This window comes from Pseudomonas bharatica (genome assembly GCF_048586865.1).
Taxonomy (GTDB): domain Bacteria; phylum Pseudomonadota; class Gammaproteobacteria; order Pseudomonadales; family Pseudomonadaceae; genus Aquipseudomonas; species Aquipseudomonas bharatica.
This window is the reverse complement of record NZ_JBMAWR010000001.1, coordinates 165,143-186,807: the sequence shown is the minus strand read 5'-3', so window position 1 is coordinate 186,807 and position 21,665 is coordinate 165,143. Positions and strand designations below refer to the sequence as shown.

The 21,665-nt window shown below is 64.7% G+C and carries 15 protein-coding genes; 8 read left to right on the top strand and 7 right to left on the bottom strand.

The window, feature by feature from the left end; genetic code table 11:
- Positions 1 to 3 precede the first annotated feature (3 nt).
- Positions 4 to 1,419, top strand: a complete 1,416-nt coding sequence (locus tag ACKLLE_RS00860) for an MBOAT family O-acyltransferase (protein ID WP_420056437.1) — start codon at positions 4 to 6, stop codon at positions 1,417 to 1,419.
- Entirely contained in the window at positions 1,419 to 2,573 is a 1,155-nt protein-coding gene (locus ACKLLE_RS00855) for an alginate O-acetyltransferase AlgX-related protein (RefSeq protein ID WP_420056436.1), read from the top strand. The genes ACKLLE_RS00860 and ACKLLE_RS00855 overlap by 1 nt, the downstream gene beginning before the upstream one ends.
- A 182-nt stretch (positions 2,574 to 2,755) precedes the next feature.
- On the opposite strand, the gene ACKLLE_RS00850 is transcribed toward ACKLLE_RS00855, so the two are convergent.
- Complete coding sequence (locus tag ACKLLE_RS00850; protein WP_420056435.1) at positions 2,756 to 3,856, bottom strand: metal-dependent hydrolase; 1,101 nt, start codon at positions 3,854 to 3,856, stop codon at positions 2,756 to 2,758.
- Between the two features lie 373 nt (positions 3,857 to 4,229).
- Between ACKLLE_RS00850 and ACKLLE_RS00845 the strand changes: the two genes are divergently transcribed.
- Positions 4,230 to 4,682, top strand: coding sequence for a hypothetical protein (locus ACKLLE_RS00845; RefSeq protein WP_420056434.1), 453 nt, complete (start codon positions 4,230 to 4,232; stop codon positions 4,680 to 4,682).
- Between the two features lie 130 nt (positions 4,683 to 4,812).
- On the opposite strand, the gene ACKLLE_RS00840 is transcribed toward ACKLLE_RS00845, so the two are convergent.
- From ACKLLE_RS00840 to ACKLLE_RS00830, 3 genes are all read right to left on the bottom strand, one after another.
- Positions 4,813 to 5,475: a DUF3313 domain-containing protein gene (locus ACKLLE_RS00840; protein ID WP_064304575.1), complete on the bottom strand. Its 663-nt coding sequence runs from the start codon at positions 5,473 to 5,475 to the stop codon at positions 4,813 to 4,815.
- Between the two features lie 127 nt (positions 5,476 to 5,602).
- Positions 5,603 to 7,567, bottom strand: a complete 1,965-nt coding sequence (locus ACKLLE_RS00835) for a GMC family oxidoreductase (protein WP_064304576.1) — start codon at positions 7,565 to 7,567, stop codon at positions 5,603 to 5,605.
- Positions 7,568 to 7,577: 10 nt separating this feature from the next.
- On the bottom strand, positions 7,578 to 10,091 hold the full coding sequence (locus tag ACKLLE_RS00830) for a hypothetical protein (RefSeq protein ID WP_420056433.1): 2,514 nt from the start codon (positions 10,089 to 10,091) through the stop codon (positions 7,578 to 7,580).
- Between the two features lie 343 nt (positions 10,092 to 10,434).
- On the opposite strand from ACKLLE_RS00830, the gene ACKLLE_RS00825 reads away from it, so the two are divergent.
- Positions 10,435 to 13,122, top strand: coding sequence for a hypothetical protein (locus tag ACKLLE_RS00825; protein ID WP_420056432.1), 2,688 nt, complete (start codon positions 10,435 to 10,437; stop codon positions 13,120 to 13,122).
- Between the two features lie 92 nt (positions 13,123 to 13,214).
- Here the strand turns inward: ACKLLE_RS00825 and ACKLLE_RS00820 are convergent, their stop codons facing one another.
- The gene (locus ACKLLE_RS00820; RefSeq protein ID WP_420056431.1) at positions 13,215 to 14,513 is read right to left on the bottom strand and encodes a serine/threonine transporter; all 1,299 of its coding nucleotides are present in this window, start codon (positions 14,511 to 14,513) and stop codon (positions 13,215 to 13,217) included.
- 57 nt (positions 14,514 to 14,570) lie between these two features.
- A complete protein-coding gene (locus ACKLLE_RS00815; protein ID WP_420056430.1) occupies positions 14,571 to 15,944 on the bottom strand; it encodes an L-serine ammonia-lyase in 1,374 nt (457 codons plus the stop codon).
- A gap of 146 nt (positions 15,945 to 16,090) precedes the next feature.
- On the opposite strand from ACKLLE_RS00815, the gene ACKLLE_RS00810 reads away from it, so the two are divergent.
- From ACKLLE_RS00810 to ACKLLE_RS00795, 4 genes are all read left to right on the top strand, one after another.
- Positions 16,091 to 17,008: a LysR substrate-binding domain-containing protein gene (locus tag ACKLLE_RS00810; protein WP_064304581.1), complete on the top strand. Its 918-nt coding sequence runs from the start codon at positions 16,091 to 16,093 to the stop codon at positions 17,006 to 17,008.
- A 197-nt stretch (positions 17,009 to 17,205) separates the two neighbouring features.
- On the top strand, positions 17,206 to 17,814 hold the full coding sequence (locus tag ACKLLE_RS00805) for a biliverdin-producing heme oxygenase (protein ID WP_420056429.1): 609 nt from the start codon (positions 17,206 to 17,208) through the stop codon (positions 17,812 to 17,814).
- Between the two features lie 56 nt (positions 17,815 to 17,870).
- Positions 17,871 to 18,284, top strand: a complete 414-nt coding sequence (locus ACKLLE_RS00800; RefSeq protein ID WP_064304583.1) for a YbaN family protein — start codon at positions 17,871 to 17,873, stop codon at positions 18,282 to 18,284.
- 53 nt (positions 18,285 to 18,337) lie between these two features.
- The gene (locus ACKLLE_RS00795) at positions 18,338 to 19,696 is read left to right on the top strand and encodes a CoA transferase (RefSeq protein ID WP_420056428.1); all 1,359 of its coding nucleotides are present in this window, start codon (positions 18,338 to 18,340) and stop codon (positions 19,694 to 19,696) included.
- An 82-nt stretch (positions 19,697 to 19,778) separates the two neighbouring features.
- Here the strand turns inward: ACKLLE_RS00795 and ACKLLE_RS00790 are convergent, their stop codons facing one another.
- A complete protein-coding gene (locus tag ACKLLE_RS00790) occupies positions 19,779 to 21,470 on the bottom strand; it encodes a sulfatase-like hydrolase/transferase (RefSeq protein ID WP_420056427.1) in 1,692 nt (563 codons plus the stop codon).
- Positions 21,471 to 21,665: the final 195 nt, after the last annotated feature.

The following is a 21,665-nucleotide window of genomic DNA, read 5'->3' as shown; positions in this document are numbered from 1 at the left end:
ACCATGGTTTTCGCCTCGCTCGAGTTCCTGACCCTGTTCCTGCCGCTGTTCATGCTGGTCTACGCCCTGAGCCCGGCGCGGGGACGCAACCTGGTGCTGCTGCTCGGCAGCTGGTTCTTCTATGGCTGGTTGAGCCCGCTGTTCCTGCTGCTGCACGTGGTGCTGACGGTGATCGCCTGGGCCGGCGGCCTGGCGGTGGACCGCAGCCGCGAGGATGGCCGCGGTCGGGTGCGCCTGCTGGCGGCACTGATCGTGCTCAACACCCTGGTGCTGTGCTGGTACAAGTACGCCAATATCGTCGCCGCCACCTTCAACGAGCTGATCAGCCATTACGGCTACCTGCCCATGGAGTGGCAGCGCGTGGCCCTGCCGGCGGGGCTGTCGTTCATCGTACTGCAGGCGATCTCCTACCTGGTCGATGTGCACCGTCATACCGTGCCGGTGGAACGCAGCCTGGTGAATTTCGCCACCTATATCTCGATGTTCGGCCACTCCATCGCAGGCCCCATCATTCGCTATGACTGGGTGCGCCGCGAGCTGGAGCAGCGTTACTTCAACTGGCAGAACTTCTCCCTCGGCGCGCGGCGCTTCATGATCGGCATGTGCATGAAGGTGCTGGTGGCCGACACCCTGTCGCCGCTGGTGGACGTGGCCTTCCATCTGGACAACCCGTCGTTCCTCGACGCCTGGCTGGGCTGCCTGGCGTACTCGCTGCAACTGTTCTTCGACTTCGCCGGCTACAGCGCCATGGCCATCGGCCTGGGCCTGATGCTCGGCTTTCACTTCCCGGAAAACTTCAACCGGCCTTATCTGGCCAGCAGCATCCAGGACTTCTGGCGGCGCTGGCACCTGTCGCTGTCCAGCTGGCTGCGCGACTACCTGTACATCGCCCTGGGCGGCAACCGCTTCGGCACCTGGAACACCTACCGCAACCTGTTCCTGACCATGGCCATCGCCGGGCTCTGGCATGGCGGCGACAGCTGGAACTACCTGCTCTGGGGCGCTGCCCACGGCGTGGCCTTGTGCATCGACCGGGCCTGGAGCCGCTCCAGCCTGCCAGCGATTCCCAGGGTGCTGTCCCATACCCTGACGCTGCTGTTCGTCTGCCTGGCCTGGACCCTGTTCCGCGCTCCGGACTTCGCCACCGCCATGGACATGTACGCCGGGCAGTTCGGCCTGCACGCCTTCGCCCTCGGTGAAGCGCTGGCGGCCACGGTGCGGCCGGTGCATGGCCTGGCGGCGGCGCTCGGGGTATTTTGCGTGATCGCGCCGCTGTACCAGGCACGGCTCGAACGATCCTTCGGTCACAGCGCGCTGTATGCGCTGCTGGCTGCCCTCTGGCCCGTGGCCGGTTTCCTGCTGGCGTTCTCCCTGATCGCCAGTCGCGATGCCGTGCCCTTCCTGTACTTCCAGTTCTGATGACGACCAAGACCCCGCCGCCAAGCACCGCACCGACGCCCCCGAGCGCCATCGCCCTGCGCACCAGCCCGCTGGCCGGTGCCGTCCTCGCCGCCTTCCTCGCCGCCGGGCTGTTGTCCTGTGGCTGGCTGCTGGCGAGCGGCAAGCTGCAATTGCTGCCGGGCAAGGCACTGTCCAACGACGCGGTACTGGAGGGCGAAATCACCCACCGCATTGCCAAGGAACTGGCCAAGGCACCACTGCCGGAGCATGCCGCGCAGCTCGAACGCGCTGCCAGCTGGCTGGCCCTGGGCGATACCGGGCCGCGGGTCCGCGAGGGTTGTCCGCAGTGGCTGTTCATCAGTGACGAGCTGAAGATCAACCGGCATGCAGCGGACAACGCCAAGGCCAAGGCGGCGGCCGTGATTGCCCTGCGTGACCGGTTAAAGAAACGGGGCATCCAGCTACTGGTCAGCGTGGTCCCGGACAAGAGCCGGATTGCCGCCAGCCAGCTCTGCGAACTGCCACGTCCGCCCAGCCTGGAACCACGGGTGCGGGACTGGACCGCCAGCCTGCAGGCCGCGGGCGTCAATGTGCTGGACCTCACCCCAACCCTGCAACCGCTGGGCGCCGAGGCGTTCCTGCGCCTCGATACCCACTGGAGCGAAGCCGGGGCCCATGCGGCGGCGGTGGCGATTGCCGGGAAACTCGCCGGCATGGGCTTCACGGCCACACCGACGCGCAGTTTCGACAGTGCCCGGCAGCCTGCATCGCCACGTCCGGGGGACCTGGTGCGGCTGGCCGGGCTCGACTGGTTACCGGCGCACCTGCAACCGGCTGAAGAAGTGGTGATGACCTCGACCATCAACGAGCAGGTGCCGCAAGCGCAAGGCGGCGGCGATAGCCTCGACGACCTGTTCGGCGACGACAACCTGCCCAACCTGGCACTGATCGGCACCTCCTTCTCGCGCAACTCGAACTTCGCCGGCTTCCTGCAACAGGCGCTCAACGCGCCGATCGGCAATTTCGCCAAGGATGGTGGGGAATTCTCCGGGGCGGCCAAGGCGTACTTCGCCAGCCCGGCCTTCTCCCAGACCCCGCCGCAACTGGTGGTCTGGGAGATTCCGGAGCGGGATGTGCAGACTGGGTATGGTGGGGATCTGAATTTGCAATGATCGCTCGGTTCTGCCAAATGACCCTCAGGGCCGGCTCTGCGGCTGACCCAGCCCCCTGTGGGAGCCGGCGTTGCCGGCGATGAGGCCGGCACTGGCAATGATGTTGTCCGGTCGGGCCAATCGCTGGCAACGCCAGCTCCCACAGGGTTCTGCAGAGCACGCGATGAGGCCGGTGGTCACCATCAATCTCGCGGACCACACCCCGCTTCCGCAGCCGGCCCATCCAGGTACTCGCGGCTCCACTGCTCCAGCGGCAACGGCGGTTGCTGCTGGAAGATCCGCGTCATGATCCGCTTCAGCGCTTCGGGGTTGCGCATCGAATCCACCCCTGCCCCCGGCCAGGAAGCCGGCGTCTGCACCTGCCATTGCCCCTGCCCATCGCACGTCGCCATGCGGAAGCGGAAGGTGTAGTTGCCCGGAATGCCCATGCGCAGGTCGCTGACCACCAGCGCATCACCGACCACGTCATAGCGCAGCCAGTCGCCGGTGAACCAGCGCAGGCGCTCGTACAGGGGCGAGCCTTCCAGCACCCTGGCCGTTTCCAGATTGAGTGGCTGACGCTGCCATTCCGGCGGGTCGTCGTCGAACAGGCTGCTGACGCCCTCGTAGTAGTCGCCCTCCGGCGTCTTCGCCACAACCCGCCAGAGCAGTGTGTTGAACGGCATCGGCAGTGCACGCAGTTGAGTGACATCGATCTCCCGGGCGCGCAGGGCGGCGTGGAAACGCTGTTCGGCAATGTTCTTCGAGAGCAGGCCGAAGCCCAGGTAAACCGTGCTCAGCAACAGCAGTACGCCGAGCACCTGGGCGGCGCGTCCGCTGAACCCCTTGATCGCGGCATAGATCACCCCGAGCAACAGCGGCAGCGTATACAGCGGATCGATGATGAACACCGCCGCCCAGCTTTGCGGCGTGGGTTGCAACGGCCAGAACAGTTGCGTGCCGTAGACGGTGAAGGCATCCAGCAGCGGATGGGTGATCAGCACCAGCCACAGGCCGAGGAACAGCCGCGGCCCGCTGTAGCCCGCGTCGGCACGGCGATGGCGGACCAGCAGCAGGACCAGCCAGGTCAGCAGCAGGGCCAGGCCGGTGAGGACGAACAGGGAATGGGAAAAGCCGCGGTGGAAGGTCATGCTCGACACGGGGTCGGCGTAGCGGATGGCGACATCGAGGTCCGGCAGGGTCGCCAGCAGCGCACCGTAGAGCAACGATCGCCGCCCTTGTACCTTGCCCAGCACCGCGCCCTGGATGGCGCCACCCAGAACTGCTTGGGTCAATGAATCCAATGGCTTTTTCCTTGAGCAAGGGGCAAAGGGCAGATGCTAGCTCAGTGACAGGCAGGAAAGCACCCTGTGCGGAGACTTGGGTGTATTTCAGGGCCTCATCGCTGGCAAGCCAGCTCCCACAGGTTCAGCACAGATCTTGAGACTTGTGCAGTACCTGTGGGAGCTGGCTTGCCAGCGATAGGGCCAGTTCAGGCAAAACATGTCCATCAGGTGTCATATAAAGCTACGAAAAGTGAGTAGCTTCCGACTTTTTTGTAGGCATTTTCCCAAGCATACTTCTGCGCGCTTTTGACGGTTGCGCTCATGGAAACCAGCACCTAGTCTCCGCCGGTCGTTGCAAATTCAACGATCGGCTTTGACAGGCCGGGATTGCATGAACGCTAGCTACCGTTATGGCGGCTGTGCGTGTGGGCACCTTCGGGTGCGCCAGGATTCTCATGCTCTCTGGTCTGTCAACCCGCGCACAGCTGCCACCCACCTGTTTGACAGCAGGAGTCTTTCCAACTCTCAAGAGCATGAGATCACCATGAAAAAACTTGTACCTGACCCACCTCGCCTCACCACCGTCCACACCCACTTCGCCACCTGCCAGAACCACCACCCGCCCCTCTTTGCCGTCTGCGAAGGCGCCGATATCGGCGATGCCCTCGAACATCTGGCGATTGCCTTGAAATCGGCGGCGGAAACCAATGCCCAGATGTGCGACCTGGCGGACCGCAAATATGGTGATCTGCTGTGGGGTACGCAGCAGTCGCTGGAGATCTCGCAGGCGTTGGTGGCTTCGTTGTTGAAGGCGGTCAAGCGGCAGGGCCTGGAACAGTTCTAATGCCTGGCGCGTACCCTGTGGGAGCGGGTTTACCCGCGATTACGTTAGTGAACCCACCATCGTAATCGCGGCGGTTCGGCGTTCCGATAAACCCGCTCCCACAGGGTCCGCGTCGTGCTTTGGAACTGTTCTATTTGCTTTTCAGCTTCAGCCAGGATTGATGCAGGTCGATCGCCCAGCCATCGATGACCTGGCGAACATCGTCCGGGCGCAGTACGGTCTTGTCGTTTTCCAGTTCCTTGCCGGTGCCCTTGCGCACCACCTGGGCCACGACCTTCTGGTTGCCGCCGTCGAGGAATGCCGCCTCGGTGGCGATTTCGGCCTGCCGGTCGCGGCTGCCGGCCGCCGTGCTCGCGGCCGCCACCACCAGGGCGATGGGGATCACTTCATAGGGCTTGAGCCCTTCCACATCACTGCTCACCGCTGTGATCGCCGGACGCACCACGATCACCCCCGGCCCGGGCTTGCTCGCCAACGGTAGGGATTTGCCCAGCTCGCGCTTGAGCGCCTGGTCGTAGTAATCGGTGATGCCCTTGAGGGTGGTTGCCGGAATCTGCGCGGTCGGCGCCGGCTTCGGATAGAACTGGCTCGGCTCGATATACACGCTGGTGTAGGCCTTGCTGTCCAGTTGCGGGTCGATCCAGCGCATCACCGGCGCGCCGGACGGTGATTTCGCTTCTTTCAGGCGGCTGTAGTCCTTGAGAAAGCCCGAGTAATCCTCCGGCTTGCTGAGGTTGCTGGCGCAACCGGCAAGCAGCAACGAGCTCAGGCCAATCGCTAGTGCGACTTTCATAAGTGCTCCCCACTACGGAAATCCATGGAAAAAACCCGCTGGCACCACGCCAGCGGGTTTAGGTATAGCCCAGCTTCTGCGGCTTGCCCCGGGAAAACCGGGGCAGATCCGCAAAACATGCGCAGCGTCAGCTTTTCGGGCTGACCATGGCCTCCACGGTGCTGTCCAGGCTATCGGCCGCCTTGCTCGCCCGCCCTGCCCCGGCCACCTGCCGCGCCTGCGGACGGGCCGCATCGGCGAGGATCACCTGGGCCGCCTTTTCCGCCGCGACGTAGATCGAGGTGACGATGAAGAAGCCGGGGATCTTCGGGAAGATCGAGGCGTCCACCACCCGCAGGTTGCTGGTTCCGCGCACCCGGAAGGCGCTGTCGAGCACCGCCATCGGGTCGTTGGCCGCGCCGATCGGGCAGGTGCAGGAGGCGTGGTGACCCCAGGCCTGGTTCATCACGTACTCCTTCAATTGCTCGTCGGTCTGCACCGCGTCGCCGGGCAGCTCTTCCTCGGCTATGAGCCTGGCCTCCTTCAACGGCTTGGCCAGGTTGCGCACGAACTTGATGCCCTCGACCACCGATTGCAGGTCTTCGCCCTTGGTGTCGTTACCCTCCTCGAAATAGCGGAAGTTGATCATCGGCGTCTGCGCCGGGTCCTTCGAGCGCAGGGTGACATAGCCGGCGGTGTTGTTGGTGTGCGCCTTGAGCACCGCCCAGGTCAGGTAGTTGAGCTTTTCCACGATCAGCTTCGAATAGCCCGGGAAGTACCCGCGGAACAGGGCCAGCAGCGAGAAGCAGAACAGGTCCGGCAGCGGCCGTTGCTTGAGCGACTTCTTGATCACCGCCAGCACCGCGCCGTTGGTGGAGTACACCCCGACCTTGCCCTTGGCCCACTCCTCGTACTGCGGGTCGCCCTTCTCGTAGCGCGCGCCTTCGAGGACTTCCCAGTTGTCGAAGTTCATGCGGTTGACCACCCCCACTTCATAGCGGTCCTGCAGGTTGCGCCCGACGCCGGGCAGTTCGACCCGCACCGGCACGCCCACCGATTCCAGCACCTCGCGCGGGCCGATACCGGACAGCATGAGCATCTGCGGGGTGTTGAAGGCACCACCGGCGAGAATCACCTCGCGGCTGGCCCGGACCTGGCGCAACTCGCCGCTCGAGGTCGGGTTGCGCGGCAAGGTGCAGGCCTGGTACATCCGCGAACCCTTGATGTACTCCACGCCATAGGCGCGTTGCTCATCGTCCAGCAGCACCCGGGTGACCAGCGCATCCAGCTCGATGTGCAGGTTATCGGGAAAGCGCTGCTGCACATCGAGCAGGCGCTCGCGGGTGCCCATGCGGTGATGCTTGTGGGTGGCCAGCGGCGGGTAGCGCAGGCCGATCGCCTCGTCCTTGACCAGGCGCCAGTCGTTGGGGTCGCCAACGCCCTGCAATTGCCAGCCAATGCGCTTGAGCGGCTCGGCCAGGGTCTCGAAGGCCTGCTTGGCGGACTTGACGATGGAGCGCACCAGCGAAAAATCGTCGATCACCGCTTCGGGTACCGCCTTCTCCGTGTGCAGCCAGCCCTTGAAGCCATGCCGCGACGGATTGAAGCCGAACCACGAGAGAAACCGCTGGAACGGTCGGTGGTGGCAGTTCTCCAGGCGCTGGAAATGCTCGCGCATGGCGCTGGCCTTCCAGGACGCATCGCCGGTGATCCGGGCGATGTGGTCCCAGTCCTGGTTATGCGGGTAGACGGTGATCATCGCGTTGTGCGCGGTGCAGCCGCCGAGGCAGCTGGCACGCGGGTACAGCACGCCATCGACGGTTTCGCCTTCGTAGCTGCGGGTGAACTTGGGGTCCTGCAACTGGCGTGCGTCGCTGCTGTAGTGGCGCACGAAAAAGTCCCAGCGCATGGCGTTGTTCTCGGTGGAACGCGGATGGAACGCCGGCACCTGGTACTGCTCCGGCAGGCCCGCATCGTCGCCCTTGGCCACCGGATCGCTGCCCGATTCCAGAACCAGCACGCGCCGGCCCTCCTCGGCCAGGCGCGCGGCCAGGGTGCCGCCGCCGGCGCCGGAGCCGACCACTATGTATTCGTATTCAGTCTGGTCAGTCATGACAGCGGCCTCAGAAGGTTTTCAGCAGGGAGATCAACGCGCGCTTGTCGTCGTCGCTGAGCGGTTGTTCGTCCTTGTCCTGGAGGAATTTCGTGCCGAAGTAATGACCCTTGTCGACCACGTAATCCGGGCACTTGCTCACTTCCAGCAGCGGCTTGACCAGGCGCTTGAAGACCTTGCGCGCTTCCTCGTCGCTGGCGCCCGGCGGCAGTTGCTTGAGGTCGTGCTTGATCTTCACCAGCAGGTCGAGCACCTGGTCGCGTTTCTCCAGGTCGATGTTGGACAGCAGGCTCACCGGCGTACCCTGCGGGATAGGCCCGATCTGGATGCCGTCGTCACCGAACAGCCACGGCAGCCAGCGGGTCAGCACGCCTTGCAGGTCCTGCAGGAACTTCGGCAGGTAGCCGCTGCTCACGCGCAGGTAGCTGGTTTCGGTGGTGGTGTCGATGGTGCCCGGATGGGTCAGGCCGGAACGGGTGACCACCTGGAAGTTGCCCTGGCGTTTTTCCGGCCACAGCAGCATCTCGATGGAGCTGTCGAACGAGGCGATGCGATCATCCACGGTGCCGGTCCACTTGAACGGGCCGAGGGCGTTGTTGAGCAAGAACGGCGCCGTCGACCAGGCGCTGACCAGCGACGCCGGACGGGTGTAGCCCCGACCGCCACCGGGCATCTCGTATTCCCGCGCCTCGCCGGTGTAGGGGTTCTGCACCAGCATCTTGCCCACCGCCGGCAACTGCTTGTAGGACTCGGAAGAGAAGTTGTCCCAGATGTTGTCGGCCAGGGCGTTGGTCGCCAGCGGGCTGCAGGCGTTGGTTTCGAGCAGCGTTACCGGCACGCGCAGTTCGGTGGACAGGAAGTTGTCGGTGAGGAAGTCATCCTTCTTCACAATGTTGCGCATCGCGTTCTTGAACTCCGGCGTCTTGCTGTAGCTCCAGTAGTCGTTCCAGCACTTGAGGTAGTTGCCGTTGACGCAGCCGTTGTCCGGGAACTTCGCCCAGGCTTTTTCCGGCAGCTTGCTGGAGTGGCAGCGCGCGCAGGTTTCGGCGAAGACTTCCTTGCCCCGCTCCAGTTGCGCCGGCGAGGCTTGCAGATGCTGCTCGCCACCGGGTGCATTCTTGAGGTTGTCGGGGGTCGCCGAGGCGAGGAAGAACAGCGCCAGGTCAGGCGTCTGCGCTTCGTTGGCACGCCAGAAGGCCGAGTTCTTGCGGGCGGTCTCGATGGTGAACGGGGTGATCGGCTTGCCACCGATCAGCGGCCGGAAGTGCTGCGTCCATTCCTCGCTGAACAGGCCGATATTAACGAACACCCGGTTCAAGGCACCCAGGGCGCCGACCGAGTCGGCACCGTCCTTGAGCACCCGCGGGGTGAACACGGTGTCCGGCTTCTTGTAGAACTGCATCAGCGGGCTGTCGGCAGGAATGCCCGGCACCTCGTTGAACTGCTTGTTGTTCAGGTCGCCACCCTTGAGGGTTTCCTTGCCCAGGTGCGCGGCCAGCTCGATGCGCGCCTTGAGGTTGTAGACGGCGTTCATGGTCCGCGGGTTGTTGATGTAGTCGGTGGACACCAGCGAGGTATCCAGGGCCCCCGGCCGCGAGGTGTGGAACAACTGGTGCGGGAAGCTGCTGTCGTCCTTCTGCCACATGAAGATGCGATCCACCCAGAAATACTGCGCCCCCGGGTTGGAGTTGAGGTTGGCCCAGGCCGGGCTCTCCGGGTTGGCCGGCGGATTGGTCGGGTTCGGCCCGACGTGGCAGAACCCGCAGGACATGCCGACGCGATACGGCTTCACCAGCTTGCTGTCGTTGTAGTAGCTGGGGTCTTCGTAGTAGCGCTTGGGATCCCAGTGCTTCTGCGCTTTCTCGTCGAAATCCGGGTTGGGGAACAGGCGCAGGCCGACGATGCCGGTGCCGTAGCCGTAGTAGGAGCCGGTCTCGATGTTCTTGCCACGGGCACCGATCTTCACGCCTGGGTACTTGGCCTCGTTCTCGAACGGGTCGGGAGCGCAGGACGGGTCACGGTTATCCAGCCACAGGCCATGGCGGTCTTCGCGCGGGCCTTCGCCCTTGGTGTAGCACGGCTCGTTGACCACGCCCAGGTACTGCCAGCGGTTGCTACGGTTGGCGGCCAGGGACGGATGGTTGGAGATGGTCTTGAGGAAGTCCAGGTTGCCGACGCTGTCACGCGAGAGCTTGTCCCACAGGGCATCGTTGCCGGCGGTCCAGACGATCCAATTGTTGCGCCCGCGGGCGAAGGCGTCCACCGCCTGCTGCTGGGTAATACCGGGGATGAAGGGCGAGAGGCGGTCCACCAGCAGCGCCGGTTGCTTCGAAACGCCATAGTCCATGTCGGCGAAGTAATCCTCGTCGGCGCCCTTCAGGCTGTCGGCATCGCGGCCGACGCACTGGGCTTCGTCAAGGATCTTGCCGGGTTGGTCACCGCAAGGGTTCTTCGGTTTATCGGAACACCCCTGCAACAGCACCAGGGGAAGAAAGAGGCTCAACATCAGCTTCACGGGTGTCATGCGTTTGCTCCTTGCAAAACGTGCAGACCGGTCCCTTCTGTCCTTGAGGAACACGTTATTGCGGCCGGTCCGGTTGGCCGATCTCAACTGAATGCAGTGCCCGCCGCGCTCGGTTGTGCGGCGGACCAGTTGGTTACAACTCCTTACAGCACATCAAGCATATGCCATTAAGTGATGGCACATTGCTTTCATTTGGTTATGAAAACCATCGGCTTATCGCAGCTGCTCATAGGTTTGCGTGCAGGGCTTTTGTGATGGGGTTCACAGTAGTGGCAAGTGGCTATTTCCTTGCTCTACACTCCAGCGCCAAGGGAAGCATCTCCACCCATCGGCGGGACGGCACATGGACAGGCAAGATACGGTCAGCACCGATCAAGACACCCAATTCAGCGCCGAACAGGCGCGCATCACCGAACGTCATCGCTTGCTCGGGCTGCCAACCGGCGGCAAGCGCCTGGCCCTGGCCCTGTCCGGGGGTGGCATTCGCAGCGCCACCTTCTGCCTGGGCGTGGTCCAGGCCCTGGCCCGGGCCAAGGCACCTGGCGCGCCGCCGGGATCGAACGACGACAGCAAGGCCGACGACCTGGGCAAGCGCCTGTTGCCACGCTTCGACTACCTGTCGACCGTCAGCGGCGGCGGTTATTTCGGCTCGTTCCTCGGCAGCCTGTTCCTTCCAGGGCGCCTGCGCGATCGGGAGAACACCGGCGTCATCGGCGCCGGCGAGTCCGCGCCCAGCAACGACGCCAAGCGCCAGGCGGCCCGGCAGGCCTACGAAACCCTCGACTACGAGCCACCGGGACGCATCCACACCGGCGACGACTATCGTCGCCAGCCGGTTGGCGCCGCGCCGCTGGGCTGGCTGCGGGAAAACGGTCGCTACCTCACCCCTGGCGGTGGCGGCGACCTGTTCTATGTGCTCGGCATGTCGCTGCGCAACCTGCTGGCGGTGCACACGGTCATCGGCATGCCGCTGCTGTTCGGCCTGGCCCTGGCCGTGCTGCTGCAGGTCGGCATCAGCGACCTGGCGCTGTGCTCACCGCTGGGCGCCTTTTTACCGCTGAACAGCGTGCAACTCCTGTGCGGCTCGCTGTGGTGGCTCCCGGCGGCGCTGATCGTGTTCGCAGTGGTGCCGCTGATGCTGGCGTACTGGATGATCTATCGACGCTGCAACACTGACGAAACCCCGCATCCGTGCAACCGCGCCACCGTGCTCTATGCCACCACGGGCGCGGTGATGATCCTCCTCGGCTTGTTCGCGCCCTGGCTCGGCGGGGCCTTGCGCGCCTTGCTGGTGCTGGGCGGAGTGATCTGCGGCGTCGGCCTGGCCTACTGCCTGTGGTTATGCATTTACCTGGGGCATGGCCGTCCCTCGCCGGAGAAGATTCTTGCCCGGCAAAACACGGTCGCCACCTACCGTGTGCTGGTCACCCGGCGCCTGGCCACGGCCATCATCGCCACCCTGGTCGCAGCCTTCTTCGCCCTGATTCCCTGGGCGAGCCAATGGCTGTTCCTGCGTGTCGAGCAAGGGCCGCTGCTGTCCGGCGGCATCGTGCTGCCAGCACTGATCGCACTGGTGCGCTGGGTCTCGGTATCCAGCGACGACAAGGCTACCCCGGGCTGGCTGAGCAAGCTGCCGATCAGCATCATCGCCGGTACCGCGGGGGTGGTGATCCTGCTGCTGGTCTCGCTGTTCTGGGGGCTGCTGGTGCAGTACGTGCGCTACACCGGCGACTGGTTCGGCGACTCCCATGCCTGGGCCCGCCTGCTTGGCCTGACGGTCATGGCGGCGCTGTTCAGCCTGGGCACGGGCAAGTTCATCGGCTTCCTCAACCTGTCGTCGTGGCAATCCTTCTATCGCGCCCGGCTGGCCCGCGCCTACCTGGGGGCCTCCAACGGCCTGCGCTTCTCGGGCAATACCCGCAAGCAACGCCGGCGCCTGCTCAGCGTCGCCGAAACGCTGCCCGGGGACGACGTCAGCATCGAAGCGTACTACGCCCATGCCACCTGCGCGCCGGTACACCTGATCAACGTCACCCTGAACCAGACCGTCGACCCGGCCGAGCAACTGGTGCAGCGCGACCGCAAGGGCAAGCCACTGTGCCTGGCGCCCTCCGGCCGATACGGCGAAGGCAGCGTCAGCTACATTCTCGACGGCGAACCGCGCCAGCGTGCCCTGCAACCGGAGTCCGGGGAAATCTACCAGCCGCTGACCCTGGCACACTGGATCGCCACGTCCGGGGCCGCGTTCTCCACCGGCCTTGGACGCGCCACCACACTGGGCACTTCCCTGGCCTTCGGCCTGACCAACGTGCGCCTGGGCACCTGGTGGCCGGCGGACTTCCTGCAGAACGGCGAAAAGGACAGCGGCCTGCGCGCCACTCGCGACACCCTGTTCGGGCGCACCCTGACCACCCAGCATTACCTGTTCTATGAAATCACCGCGCACTTCCACGGCTTGAACCGCGACTTCCAGTACCTCTCCGACGGCGGTCACTTCGAAAACACTGCCTGCTACGAGCTGGTCCGCGAAGGCCGCAAGATCGACCTGATCGTGATGTGCGACTGCGGCGCCGACCCGACCTACCAGTTCGATGACCTGGCCAACCTGATCCGCCTGGCGCGGATCGACCAGGCGCTGGAAATCAGCGAGGACCCAGGCATCTTCGAGGTCGAGGAACTGGCCCCGTATTTCGGACGGATCCAGGACTTCAAACTGGACAGCGAACAACGCAAGCAAGCGGAGTACCGGCGCTGCGCCTTGCTCCTGAACGTGCACAACAAGCAGCAGCAACTGACCTCGCGCATCCTGCTGATCAAGCCGAACCTGATCGCGGGCCTGCCGGTGGACCTGCTCAACTACGCCAGCGAACACCCGACCTTCCCCAACGAAAGCACGGCCAACCAGTTCTTCGACGAGGCGCAGTTCGAGGGGTATCGGCAGCTAGGCTTGCAGATCGGCCGGCGGTTGTTCGGAGATGGGAAGGAGGAAGCGAAGGTGGCGGATGCGTTGTGGAAGTACCTGGAGTATTAGGTGGCTGTTCGGGCTCTATCGCTGCGGTGCGGCGGTCCGACAAGCCAGCTCCGACAACCTGTGGGAGCTGGCTTGCCAGCGATGAGGCCGGATCAGGCAACAACCGAATAGGCAATTGCCGAAAGGGTAATCAACCCCACCGCCACCACGAACACGTTAGACGCCTTGCCCGAGTACTGGCGCAACGATTGCACCTTGTTGATCGCGTACATCGGCATCAGGAACAGCAGGCAGGCGATCACCGGTCCGCCGAGGGACTCGATGATGCCGAGAATGCTCGGGTTTAGCGTGGCGACGATCCAGCAGGTCAGGACCATGAACAGCGCCGTTACTCGCTCCAGGCTCTTGGCCGACAGCGAGCGATCACGACCGCGCAGGCTTTTTACGATCAGCCCCTGGAAGCCTTCGCTGGCACCGACGTAATGGCCGAGGAAGGACTTGGTGATGGCCACCAGCGCGATCAGCGGCGCAACGAAGGCGATCACCGGTGTCTGGAAATGGTTGGCCAGGTACGACAGGATCGAAATGTTCTGCGCCTTGGCCGCCGCCAGGTCGGCCGGAGACAGGGCCAGCACGCAACTGAAGCAGAAGAACATCACCGTCAGCACCATCATCAGGTGCGAGGCCGCCAGGATGCGCCCGCTCTTGTACTCGGCACGCTCGCCGTACTGGCGCTTCTGCGCCACGGCAAAGGCCGAAATGATCGGCGAGTGGTTGAAGGCGAACACCATGACCGGAATCGCCAGCCATAGCGTCTTGAGCAGCAGCCCGGCGTTCATGCCTTCGCCGGCCTGGGCGAAGAACGCGCCGTTCCAGTAGGGAATCAGCCCCAGGGCAAGCAACAGCAGCGCGGCGACGAAGGGGTACACCAGCACGCTCATGACCCGCACGATGATGCCCTGTCCACAGCGCACCACGATCATCAGGCCACAAATCAGCAGCAACGACAGCAGCGCCCGGGGCGGTGCGGTGATGTGCAACTGGTGTTCGAGGAAATTGCCCAGGGTGTTGGTCAGCGCCACGCTGTACACCAGCAGGATCGGGAAGATGGCGAAGAAATACAGCAGGGTGATCAGTTTGCCGGCACCGGCGCCGAAATGCTCTTCCACCACTTCGGTGATGTCTTCGTTGCCGCCCTTGCGCCCGGACAGGACGAAACGGGTCAGGCCGCGATGGGCGAAGAAGGTCATGGGGAATGCCAGCAGCGCCAGGATCAGCAACGGCCAGAAACCGCCGACCCCGGCGTTGATCGGCAGGAACAGGACCCCGGCACCGATGGCGGTGCCGTACAGGCCCAGGGTCCAGGTGGTGTCGTGGCGGCTCCAGCCGCTGGAAATGGCAGGCGCAGCGGCGTCGCCACGCAATGAGGTGGTGCTGTTTACATCAGTCATCGATATCGCCTTGTAATTATTTTTGATAACCACCGTCGCCTGTGCCGGACGCCGGTCTTAACACTCGACAAAAGCGACGGCCAGGCCGCCGCGGGAGGTCTCCTTGTAGTTTTCATGCATGTCGGCGCCGGTATCGCGCATGGTGCGGATGACCCGGTCCAGGGAAATGAAATGCTCGCCATCGCCACGCAGGGCCATCTGCACGGCGTTGATCGCCTTGACTGCGGCGATCGCATTGCGCTCGATGCACGGCACCTGGACCAGGCCGCCGACCGGATCGCAGGTCAGCCCAAGGTTGTGCTCCAGGGCGATTTCCGCCGCGTTTTCCAACTGTTCCGGGGTAGCGCCCAGGACATCGGCCAGGCCGGCGGCGGCCATGGCGCAGGCCGACCCGACCTCGCCCTGGCAGCCGACCTCGGCGCCGGAAATCGAGGCGTTTTTCTTGCACAGGATGCCCACCGAGGCGGCAGCCAGGAGGAAGTCGACCACGTCGTCGTCACGGGCTTCGGGGCTGAACTTCATGTAGTAATGCAGCACTGCCGGGATGATCCCCGCCGCGCCATTGGTCGGCGCCGTGACCATGCGCCCGCCGGCGGCGTTTTCCTCGTTGACCGCCAGGGCAAACAGGTTGACCCACTCCATGGCGCTGAGGGTCGAGCCGATCACATTGGGCTTGCCCAGCTCCTGCAGGCTGCGGTGCAGCCTGGCCGCGCGGCGCTTGACCTCGAGGCCGCCAGGCAGGATGCCTTCGTTGCTCAGGCCGTTGGCGACGCACTCGCGCATCACCGCCCAGAGTTGCAGGAGCCCGGCGCGTACCTCGCCTTCCTCACGCCAGGCCAGCTCGTTGGCCATCATCAACTGGCTGACCCGCAAGCCGTGGCGCTTGCACAGGGCGAGCAGTTCTTCGGCGCTGGAAAATGCGTAAGGCAGTTCGACCTGCGGACCGGCAGGGCCCGCGCCGATTTCCGCCGCCTCGACGATGAAACCGCCGCCCACCGAGTAGTAGGTTTGCTGCAGGAGCAGGCCGTTGTCGCCGAAGGCTTCCAGGGTCATGGCGTTGGGGTGGTATGGCAGGCTCTCGTCGAGCAGCAGCAGGTCGCGTTGGCTATCGAAGGTGATCGCCCGGCTGCCGCCCAGCACCAGCACGCCGGTGCTTTGCAGTTGTTCGATCCGCGGGCCGATGCACTGCGGATCGATCCGGTCCGGCCACTCGCCCATCAAGCCCAGCAGGCAGGCGCGGTCGGTAGCGTGGCCGACCCCGGTCGCCGACAACGATCCGTACAGGCGCACTTCGACACGGCTCACCGTTTCCAGCAGCCCCTGTGCACGCAGCGCCTCGACGAAGGTTGCAGCGGCGCGCATCGGGCCTACGGTATGGGAACTGGACGGGCCGATGCCGATTTTGAACAGATCGAAAACACTGATAGCCATGCTAATGCCTGCCTGCCCGAAAGCGGTGAACCCTTTCGGTGCACGGTGAAAAAATTGAGGGGTGTCGCCAAGTTGGGCGATACTGCCCTGCGAAATTTCCTACTACCAACGAAACTTTCTAACCGAGGCTTTAGCAGGACTAAACGATGCGGCGATCGATGAATGGCCAGATGTATGTCTGGCTGCATGTGTTTTCCTGCGCGGCGCGGCACCTGTCGTTTACCCGTTGCGCCGAGGAACTGCATATCACCCCCGGTGCGGTGAGCCAGCAGATCCGTCAGCTGGAAGAGCGCCTGGGCTTTCGCCTGTTCCTGCGCCGGGCCCGGGGCGTGGAGTTGAGCGCCGAAGGCCAGCGCCTGGCCGTGACCGTACACGAGGCCTACGGCAGCATCGAAGCCGAGCTGCTGCGCCTGGATGCCGGCGAGATCCGCGGCACCCTGCGTTTACGCTCGATTCCCTCGTTCCTGGCCAAATGGCTGACCCCGCGGCTGCCGCGCCTGCAACAGCGCTTCCCGGACATCCAGTTGCGCCTGGTGGCCGAGGACAGCAACCAGGCCTTGCACGAAGGGGACTTCGACCTGGCCATCGACCTCAACGACGGCAGCTACCCGGGGATGTACTCGACGCCGTTGCTGGACGAGGAAATCTTCCCGGTCTGCTCCCCCGCCCTGCTCCGCGGCCGCCCGCCGCTGCACGGGCCGAACGACCTGGTGCACTACCCGCTGCTGCATGACATCACCGCCTGGCGCGGCAGTTCGGAATACGCCGAATGGGAGTTCTATCTCGAAGCGATCGGCGCCGGCGGCCTGGATGTGCGGCGCGGGCACACCTTCAACCGCAACCACCTGACCATCGAAGCGGCGATTGCCGGGATCGGCGTGGCGATTGCCCGGCGTACGCTGCTCAATGACGAGCTGGAACGGGGGACCTTGATCGTGCCCTTCGGAGCACCGGTACCTAATCACAAGCGTTACGTGCTGTTGTACAGCGCCGGGACCCTGGCGCATCCGAGTGCCCGGGCGGTGCATGACTGGCTGGTGGAAGAGGCCCGGGCTTTCGGCTGAACGCAAAACCCTGTGGGAGCGGGTTCACCCGCGATGCGGTAGTGACTTCACCATGGCAATCGCGGGTAAACCCGCTCCCACAGGGTACGCGTATGCCAGTCAAACGATTTGCGCGAATGCGGGTGAGGTTTTTTTACTGTCGCGCGTCATCTTGCACGTCTAGTTACAAGGCCCGTCCCACACGCAAGGAATTCCCGATGACCACCAACACCGAACGCGCCAGCCTGCGCTCGCAGCGCCTGAACCAGATCACCCATGCGCCGCATAGTGAGCTGGACGCGCTGGTGAAGTCCCACGCGCCTTTCGAAACCCGTGAAAACTTCGCTCGCTTCGTCGTTGCCCAGTACCTGTTCCAGAACGAACTCAAGGCGCTGTACACCGACCCACGGCTGATCGCCATCGTTCCCGACCTGGCCCAGCGCTGCCGCGCCGAACAGGCCCGCCTGGACCTGGGCGACCTCGACACCGAAGTCCCTGCCGACTTCCCCGGCGCCCTGCAGAATCCGGGCATCGCCCAGGCCATGGGCTGGATCTTCGTCTCCGAAGGCTCCAAGCTCGGCGCCGCGTTCCTGATCAAGCGCGCCGTGGCCCTGGAGCTGAACGAAAACTTCGGCGCCCGCCACCTGGGCGAGCCGGCCGGCGGCCGTGCCGAGGGCTGGAAGCAGTTCTGCCGCATCCTCGACAGCCTGGAACTGAGCGCCGAGGAAGAAGCCGCCGCCGAACAGGGCGCGGTCGCCGCCTTCGAGCGCTTCACCGCGCTGCTCAAGCATGCCTACGCCACTGCGCCTAAAGCCGAACTGGCCTGATCATGCTCCGGCCGTCATCATGACGGCCGGATTTCCCCGTGCAGTCGACAAACCCCATGACCCGACCCTCTTCCTCGAAGCTTTCCCGCGTGCTCTATGGCCTGCTGGCCTACGTGAGCCTGGGCATCGGCCTGGTGGCGATCGTCGTGCCCGGCCTGCCGACCACCGAATTCATCCTCCTCGCCGCCTGGGCCGCGACCCGCAGCTCGCCGCGCCTCAGCGCCTGGCTGGAAAACCACCGGCTGTTCGGGCCGATACTACACAACTGGCGTAACGGCAAGGTGATCCAGCGCCGGGCCAAGGTCAGCGCCACGCTCAGCATGCTGTTGTGTGCCACCCTGATGCTGGTGTTTCTTGAGCACCACTGGCCGGTATGGCTGGCGATCGGCGGCATGACCCTGGGCAACCTGTGGATCTGGTCGCGCCCCGAAGCCCTCCCCGCCACCGCCGCCAAGCCGAGCGGTATTTGACCTGCGTGCGCTGATTAACTTCACTTGTCTCCTTCGAGCCCAGGAGGACAACGATGCTGAACATGCTCGGCGCCATCGCCCATGACCTCGACCTGCCACGCCCGCAGGACGGCGCGGTGCGTTTTTCCACGCCCGGCAGCCTGCCGTCGGCCTTCGCCGTGACCGAGATGGCCGGGGTCAGCGTCGCTGCCGCCGGGTTGGCCGTGGCGGCACTGATCGAGCAACAGGCCGGGGAATGCCGCCAGGTCCAGGTGGACAGGCGCCTGGCCGCCATGTGGTTCGAGTCGAGCCTGCGCCCGCAAGGCTGGGAGTTGCCACCCAAGTGGGATGCCATCGCCGGCGATTACCAGACCCGCGACGGCTGGATCCGCCTGCACACCAACGCCGCGCACCATCGCCTGATCGCCGAAGCCGTGCTCGGCCCCGCCACCGATCGCCAGGCCATGGCCCGGCGGGTACTGGCCTGGTCGGCCCAGGAACTGGAACAGGCCATCGTCGAAAGCGGTGGCTGCGCAGCGCAGATGCTCGGTTGGCAGCAGTGGTCGGATCATCCCCAGGGCCGGGCGGTAAATGCCGAGCCGCTGATCCGCCGCCAACGGGTGGACGCCGACGGCTCGCGCAACTGGTCGGGCAACACCGAGCGACCGCTGGCCGGCGTGCGGGTACTGGACCTCACGCGGATTCTCGCCGGCCCGATTGCCACCCGCCTGCTTGCCGGTTTCGGCGCCGAGGTGCTGCGCATCGACCCGCCGGACTGGAACGAGCCTGCGGTGGTCGCGGAAGTCACCCTCGGCAAGCGCTGCGCCCGCCTCGACCTGCGCAATTTCGACGACCGCAAGATCTTCGAGCGCCTGCTGGCACAGGCCGACATCCTCGTCCACGGCTACCGCGCCGACGCGCTCGAGCGCCTGGGTTATGGCGACGAGCAGCGCCGGCTACTCAATCCGGCACTGGTGGATGTCAGCCTCAATGCCTACGGCTGGAGCGGCCCGTGGCAGTTGCGCCGCGGCTTCGACAGCCTGGTGCAGATGAGCACGGGTATCGCCCATGCTGGCATGCGCTGGCAGCAAGCCAGCCGGCCGGTGCCCTTGCCGGTACAGGCGCTGGATCATGCGACCGGCTACCTGATGGCGGCGGCCGCAGTGCGCGGGCTGGCGCAGCGCCTGGCCACGGGACAAGGGGCGATGGCGCGGTTGTCCCTGGCCAGGACAGCGAAATGGCTGGTGGAACAAGGCACCATGCCGGACGACCTGCCTCTCGCCGCAGAGACCACGGCGGACCTGGGACTGTGGCGGGAGCACACACCCTGGGGCCCGGCGCAGAGGCTGCAAGCGCCGTTGCAGGTGGTGGGGGCGGAGTTGCATTGGGAGCGAGGAGCTTCGGAACTGGGCTCGGCCGAGGCTTGTTGGTAAATCATCCCGGCCTCGGCGCTGGCAAGCCAGCTTCCACAATGTGGGAGCTGGCTTGCCAGCGATGAGGCCCGAAAGAACACCCTCACTCCCGACTCCCGATCACCGTGTCCACCGGCACCACCACCTGCCCCAGATCGATCCGCTTGAACACCGGACTCGCGCCCAGCCGCGCATTGAACCGTGTGTTGAAACTGAACTCGTCCTCCGTCGCCACGCTCAATGGCCGCCCGTAGGCCGCCTGCACCTGGGCCGCGTCATAGCCGAGCAATTGCAGCAGGGTCGGGAACAGGTTGTAGTGACTCGACCGGTCGCGGTTCTGCGCCAGGTGCGCCGACCAGTCCGGCGCCTTGACGTGCTCGCCCTGGATCACCACCAGCGGCACCAGCCCTTCCTCCATCACCGGATCGCTGTCGCAGTGGGTGTTCAGCCCCGGGTTGCCGCGCTCGTGCAGGTCCTGCCCGTGGTCCGAGGTGTAGAGCAGCACCGCCTGGTCGAGATCGGCCCGGGCCAGCAGGCGTTTGAAGAACTCACCGACATTCCATGCCAGGGTGTTGCGGTAGGCATTACGGTACAGCACCCAGTCCTGCGGACTGCCGGCGAAGCCGTCGCGGCGCCCGGTATCGGCGATATCGGCGTATTGCCCGCGAGGCAAGGCCGGGTGCCAGAGCAGGAAGTCGTCCGGGTATTTGTCGTGCACCGGAAAATGCGCGCCGACCTTGTTGACCAGGATCAATTGCGGCCGGCCGTCGCCGAGCAGCTCCACCAATTGTTGCGCGACCGCCATGTCGCGCTGCTGCACCGGTGTGTCGTCGAACTGGATGAAACGGTCGATATCGCGCTTTTCGGTTTCGCTCATCAGGTTCTGCAGGTTGCCGCCGGTGCGCTGGGCGTCGATGTAGACGGTCTGCATGCCGGCCTGGTGGGCGTATTGCCAGATCGACGGCTGGGTCGAGTTGATCCGCAGGTAGTCGGCGCGGGTGCCGCCGTAGCGCAGGGTGACATTGGTGTCGGCGCTGCAGTTGGCAATGGACGCAGCGTAGCCGAAGTTGAAGATCTTCAGCCCCGGGTGCGGCTGGGTCAGCGGGGTTGGCACGCCATGGGCGGTGTTGAGGTCGAGATAATTGCCGGACACGCTTTCGTCGATCAGCAGCACGATGTCCCGGGCCATGGGCGGACCGCTGCGCGCCAGGCTCACCGGCTGGCGCGCCCCGACGTGGTCGTGCAGGGTTTCGTAGACCAGCAGGTTGAGATAGGCCAGCGGCGTGTACATCACCGGCAACCCGCGCGCGCCCTCCCCGGCACGGACGAACAGGATCGCTGTCAGCAGCAACAGGCCGAACAGCGGCGCTGCCCACGGTAGCCCACGGGGCACGCGCGGTCGGGCGCCGGGACGCAGGCCGACACCGAGCAGCAGCAAGAAGCCCCGGGCCAGCGCCAGGACGATCGTGTCCTGGTACTGCACCAGCGCTTCCTGGATGAAACCGCCGGAATAGACCATCGAGATGAATGCGCTGTAGGTCAGGTAGCTGGCAGTGATCCGGGTGTAGGCATCGAAGAACACCGCACTGGCGAAGAACACCATGGCCATTAACCAGCGCAATGCACCCTGGCGGACCTGCGCGGCCAGCCATAAACCCAGCGCCAGCACTACGAACACCCCCGCATAGAGCACCAGCGCCGGGCTCATGCCCAAGGCCTGCAGGCGCTCGAGCACGGCATCGTGAAAACAGGCCAGATAACTCAGCAACAGCAAACCCTTGAGATATGCGCGCATGGAATAAGTCCGCCTTCGCCAAACCGGGGGTTTTCGAAAGGTAGCCAGCCAGCGAAGGACTTTCCAGCTATCGACTGCCAAATAAATGGCGATTTTTTGGCGCCGAAAAATAGGGACTAACACTAAGGAAAGCATCGCAAACGGCTTACCCTTCAACCTCTGAAAGCCTTTCATGGCGCGGCTTTCGACCGTTTA

What these genes read in the sequence shown, in the direction of transcription:
- ACKLLE_RS00835 (WP_064304576.1), bottom strand. Translation starts at nt 7,567, where the DNA reads ATGACTGACCAGACTGAATACGAATACATAGTGGTCGGCTCCGGCGCC.
- ACKLLE_RS00855 (WP_420056436.1), top strand. Translation starts at nt 1,419, where the DNA reads ATGACGACCAAGACCCCGCCGCCAAGCACCGCACCGACGCCCCCGAGC.
- ACKLLE_RS00825 (WP_420056432.1), top strand. Translation starts at nt 10,435, where the DNA reads ATGGACAGGCAAGATACGGTCAGCACCGATCAAGACACCCAATTCAGC.
- ACKLLE_RS00830 (WP_420056433.1), bottom strand. Translation starts at nt 10,091, where the DNA reads ATGACACCCGTGAAGCTGATGTTGAGCCTCTTTCTTCCCCTGGTGCTG.
- ACKLLE_RS00800 (WP_064304583.1), top strand. Translation starts at nt 17,871, where the DNA reads ATGACCCGACCCTCTTCCTCGAAGCTTTCCCGCGTGCTCTATGGCCTG.
- ACKLLE_RS00805 (WP_420056429.1), top strand. Translation starts at nt 17,206, where the DNA reads ATGACCACCAACACCGAACGCGCCAGCCTGCGCTCGCAGCGCCTGAAC.
- ACKLLE_RS00815 (WP_420056430.1), bottom strand. Translation starts at nt 15,944, where the DNA reads ATGGCTATCAGTGTTTTCGATCTGTTCAAAATCGGCATCGGCCCGTCC.
- ACKLLE_RS00790 (WP_420056427.1), bottom strand. Translation starts at nt 21,470, where the DNA reads ATGCGCGCATATCTCAAGGGTTTGCTGTTGCTGAGTTATCTGGCCTGT.
- ACKLLE_RS00810 (WP_064304581.1), top strand. Translation starts at nt 16,091, where the DNA reads ATGCGGCGATCGATGAATGGCCAGATGTATGTCTGGCTGCATGTGTTT.
- ACKLLE_RS00840 (WP_064304575.1), bottom strand. Translation starts at nt 5,475, where the DNA reads ATGAAAGTCGCACTAGCGATTGGCCTGAGCTCGTTGCTGCTTGCCGGT.
- ACKLLE_RS00860 (WP_420056437.1), top strand. Translation starts at nt 4, where the DNA reads ATGGTTTTCGCCTCGCTCGAGTTCCTGACCCTGTTCCTGCCGCTGTTC.
- ACKLLE_RS00845 (WP_420056434.1), top strand. Translation starts at nt 4,230, where the DNA reads ATGAACGCTAGCTACCGTTATGGCGGCTGTGCGTGTGGGCACCTTCGG.
- ACKLLE_RS00820 (WP_420056431.1), bottom strand. Translation starts at nt 14,513, where the DNA reads ATGACTGATGTAAACAGCACCACCTCATTGCGTGGCGACGCCGCTGCG.
- ACKLLE_RS00795 (WP_420056428.1), top strand. Translation starts at nt 18,338, where the DNA reads ATGCTGAACATGCTCGGCGCCATCGCCCATGACCTCGACCTGCCACGC.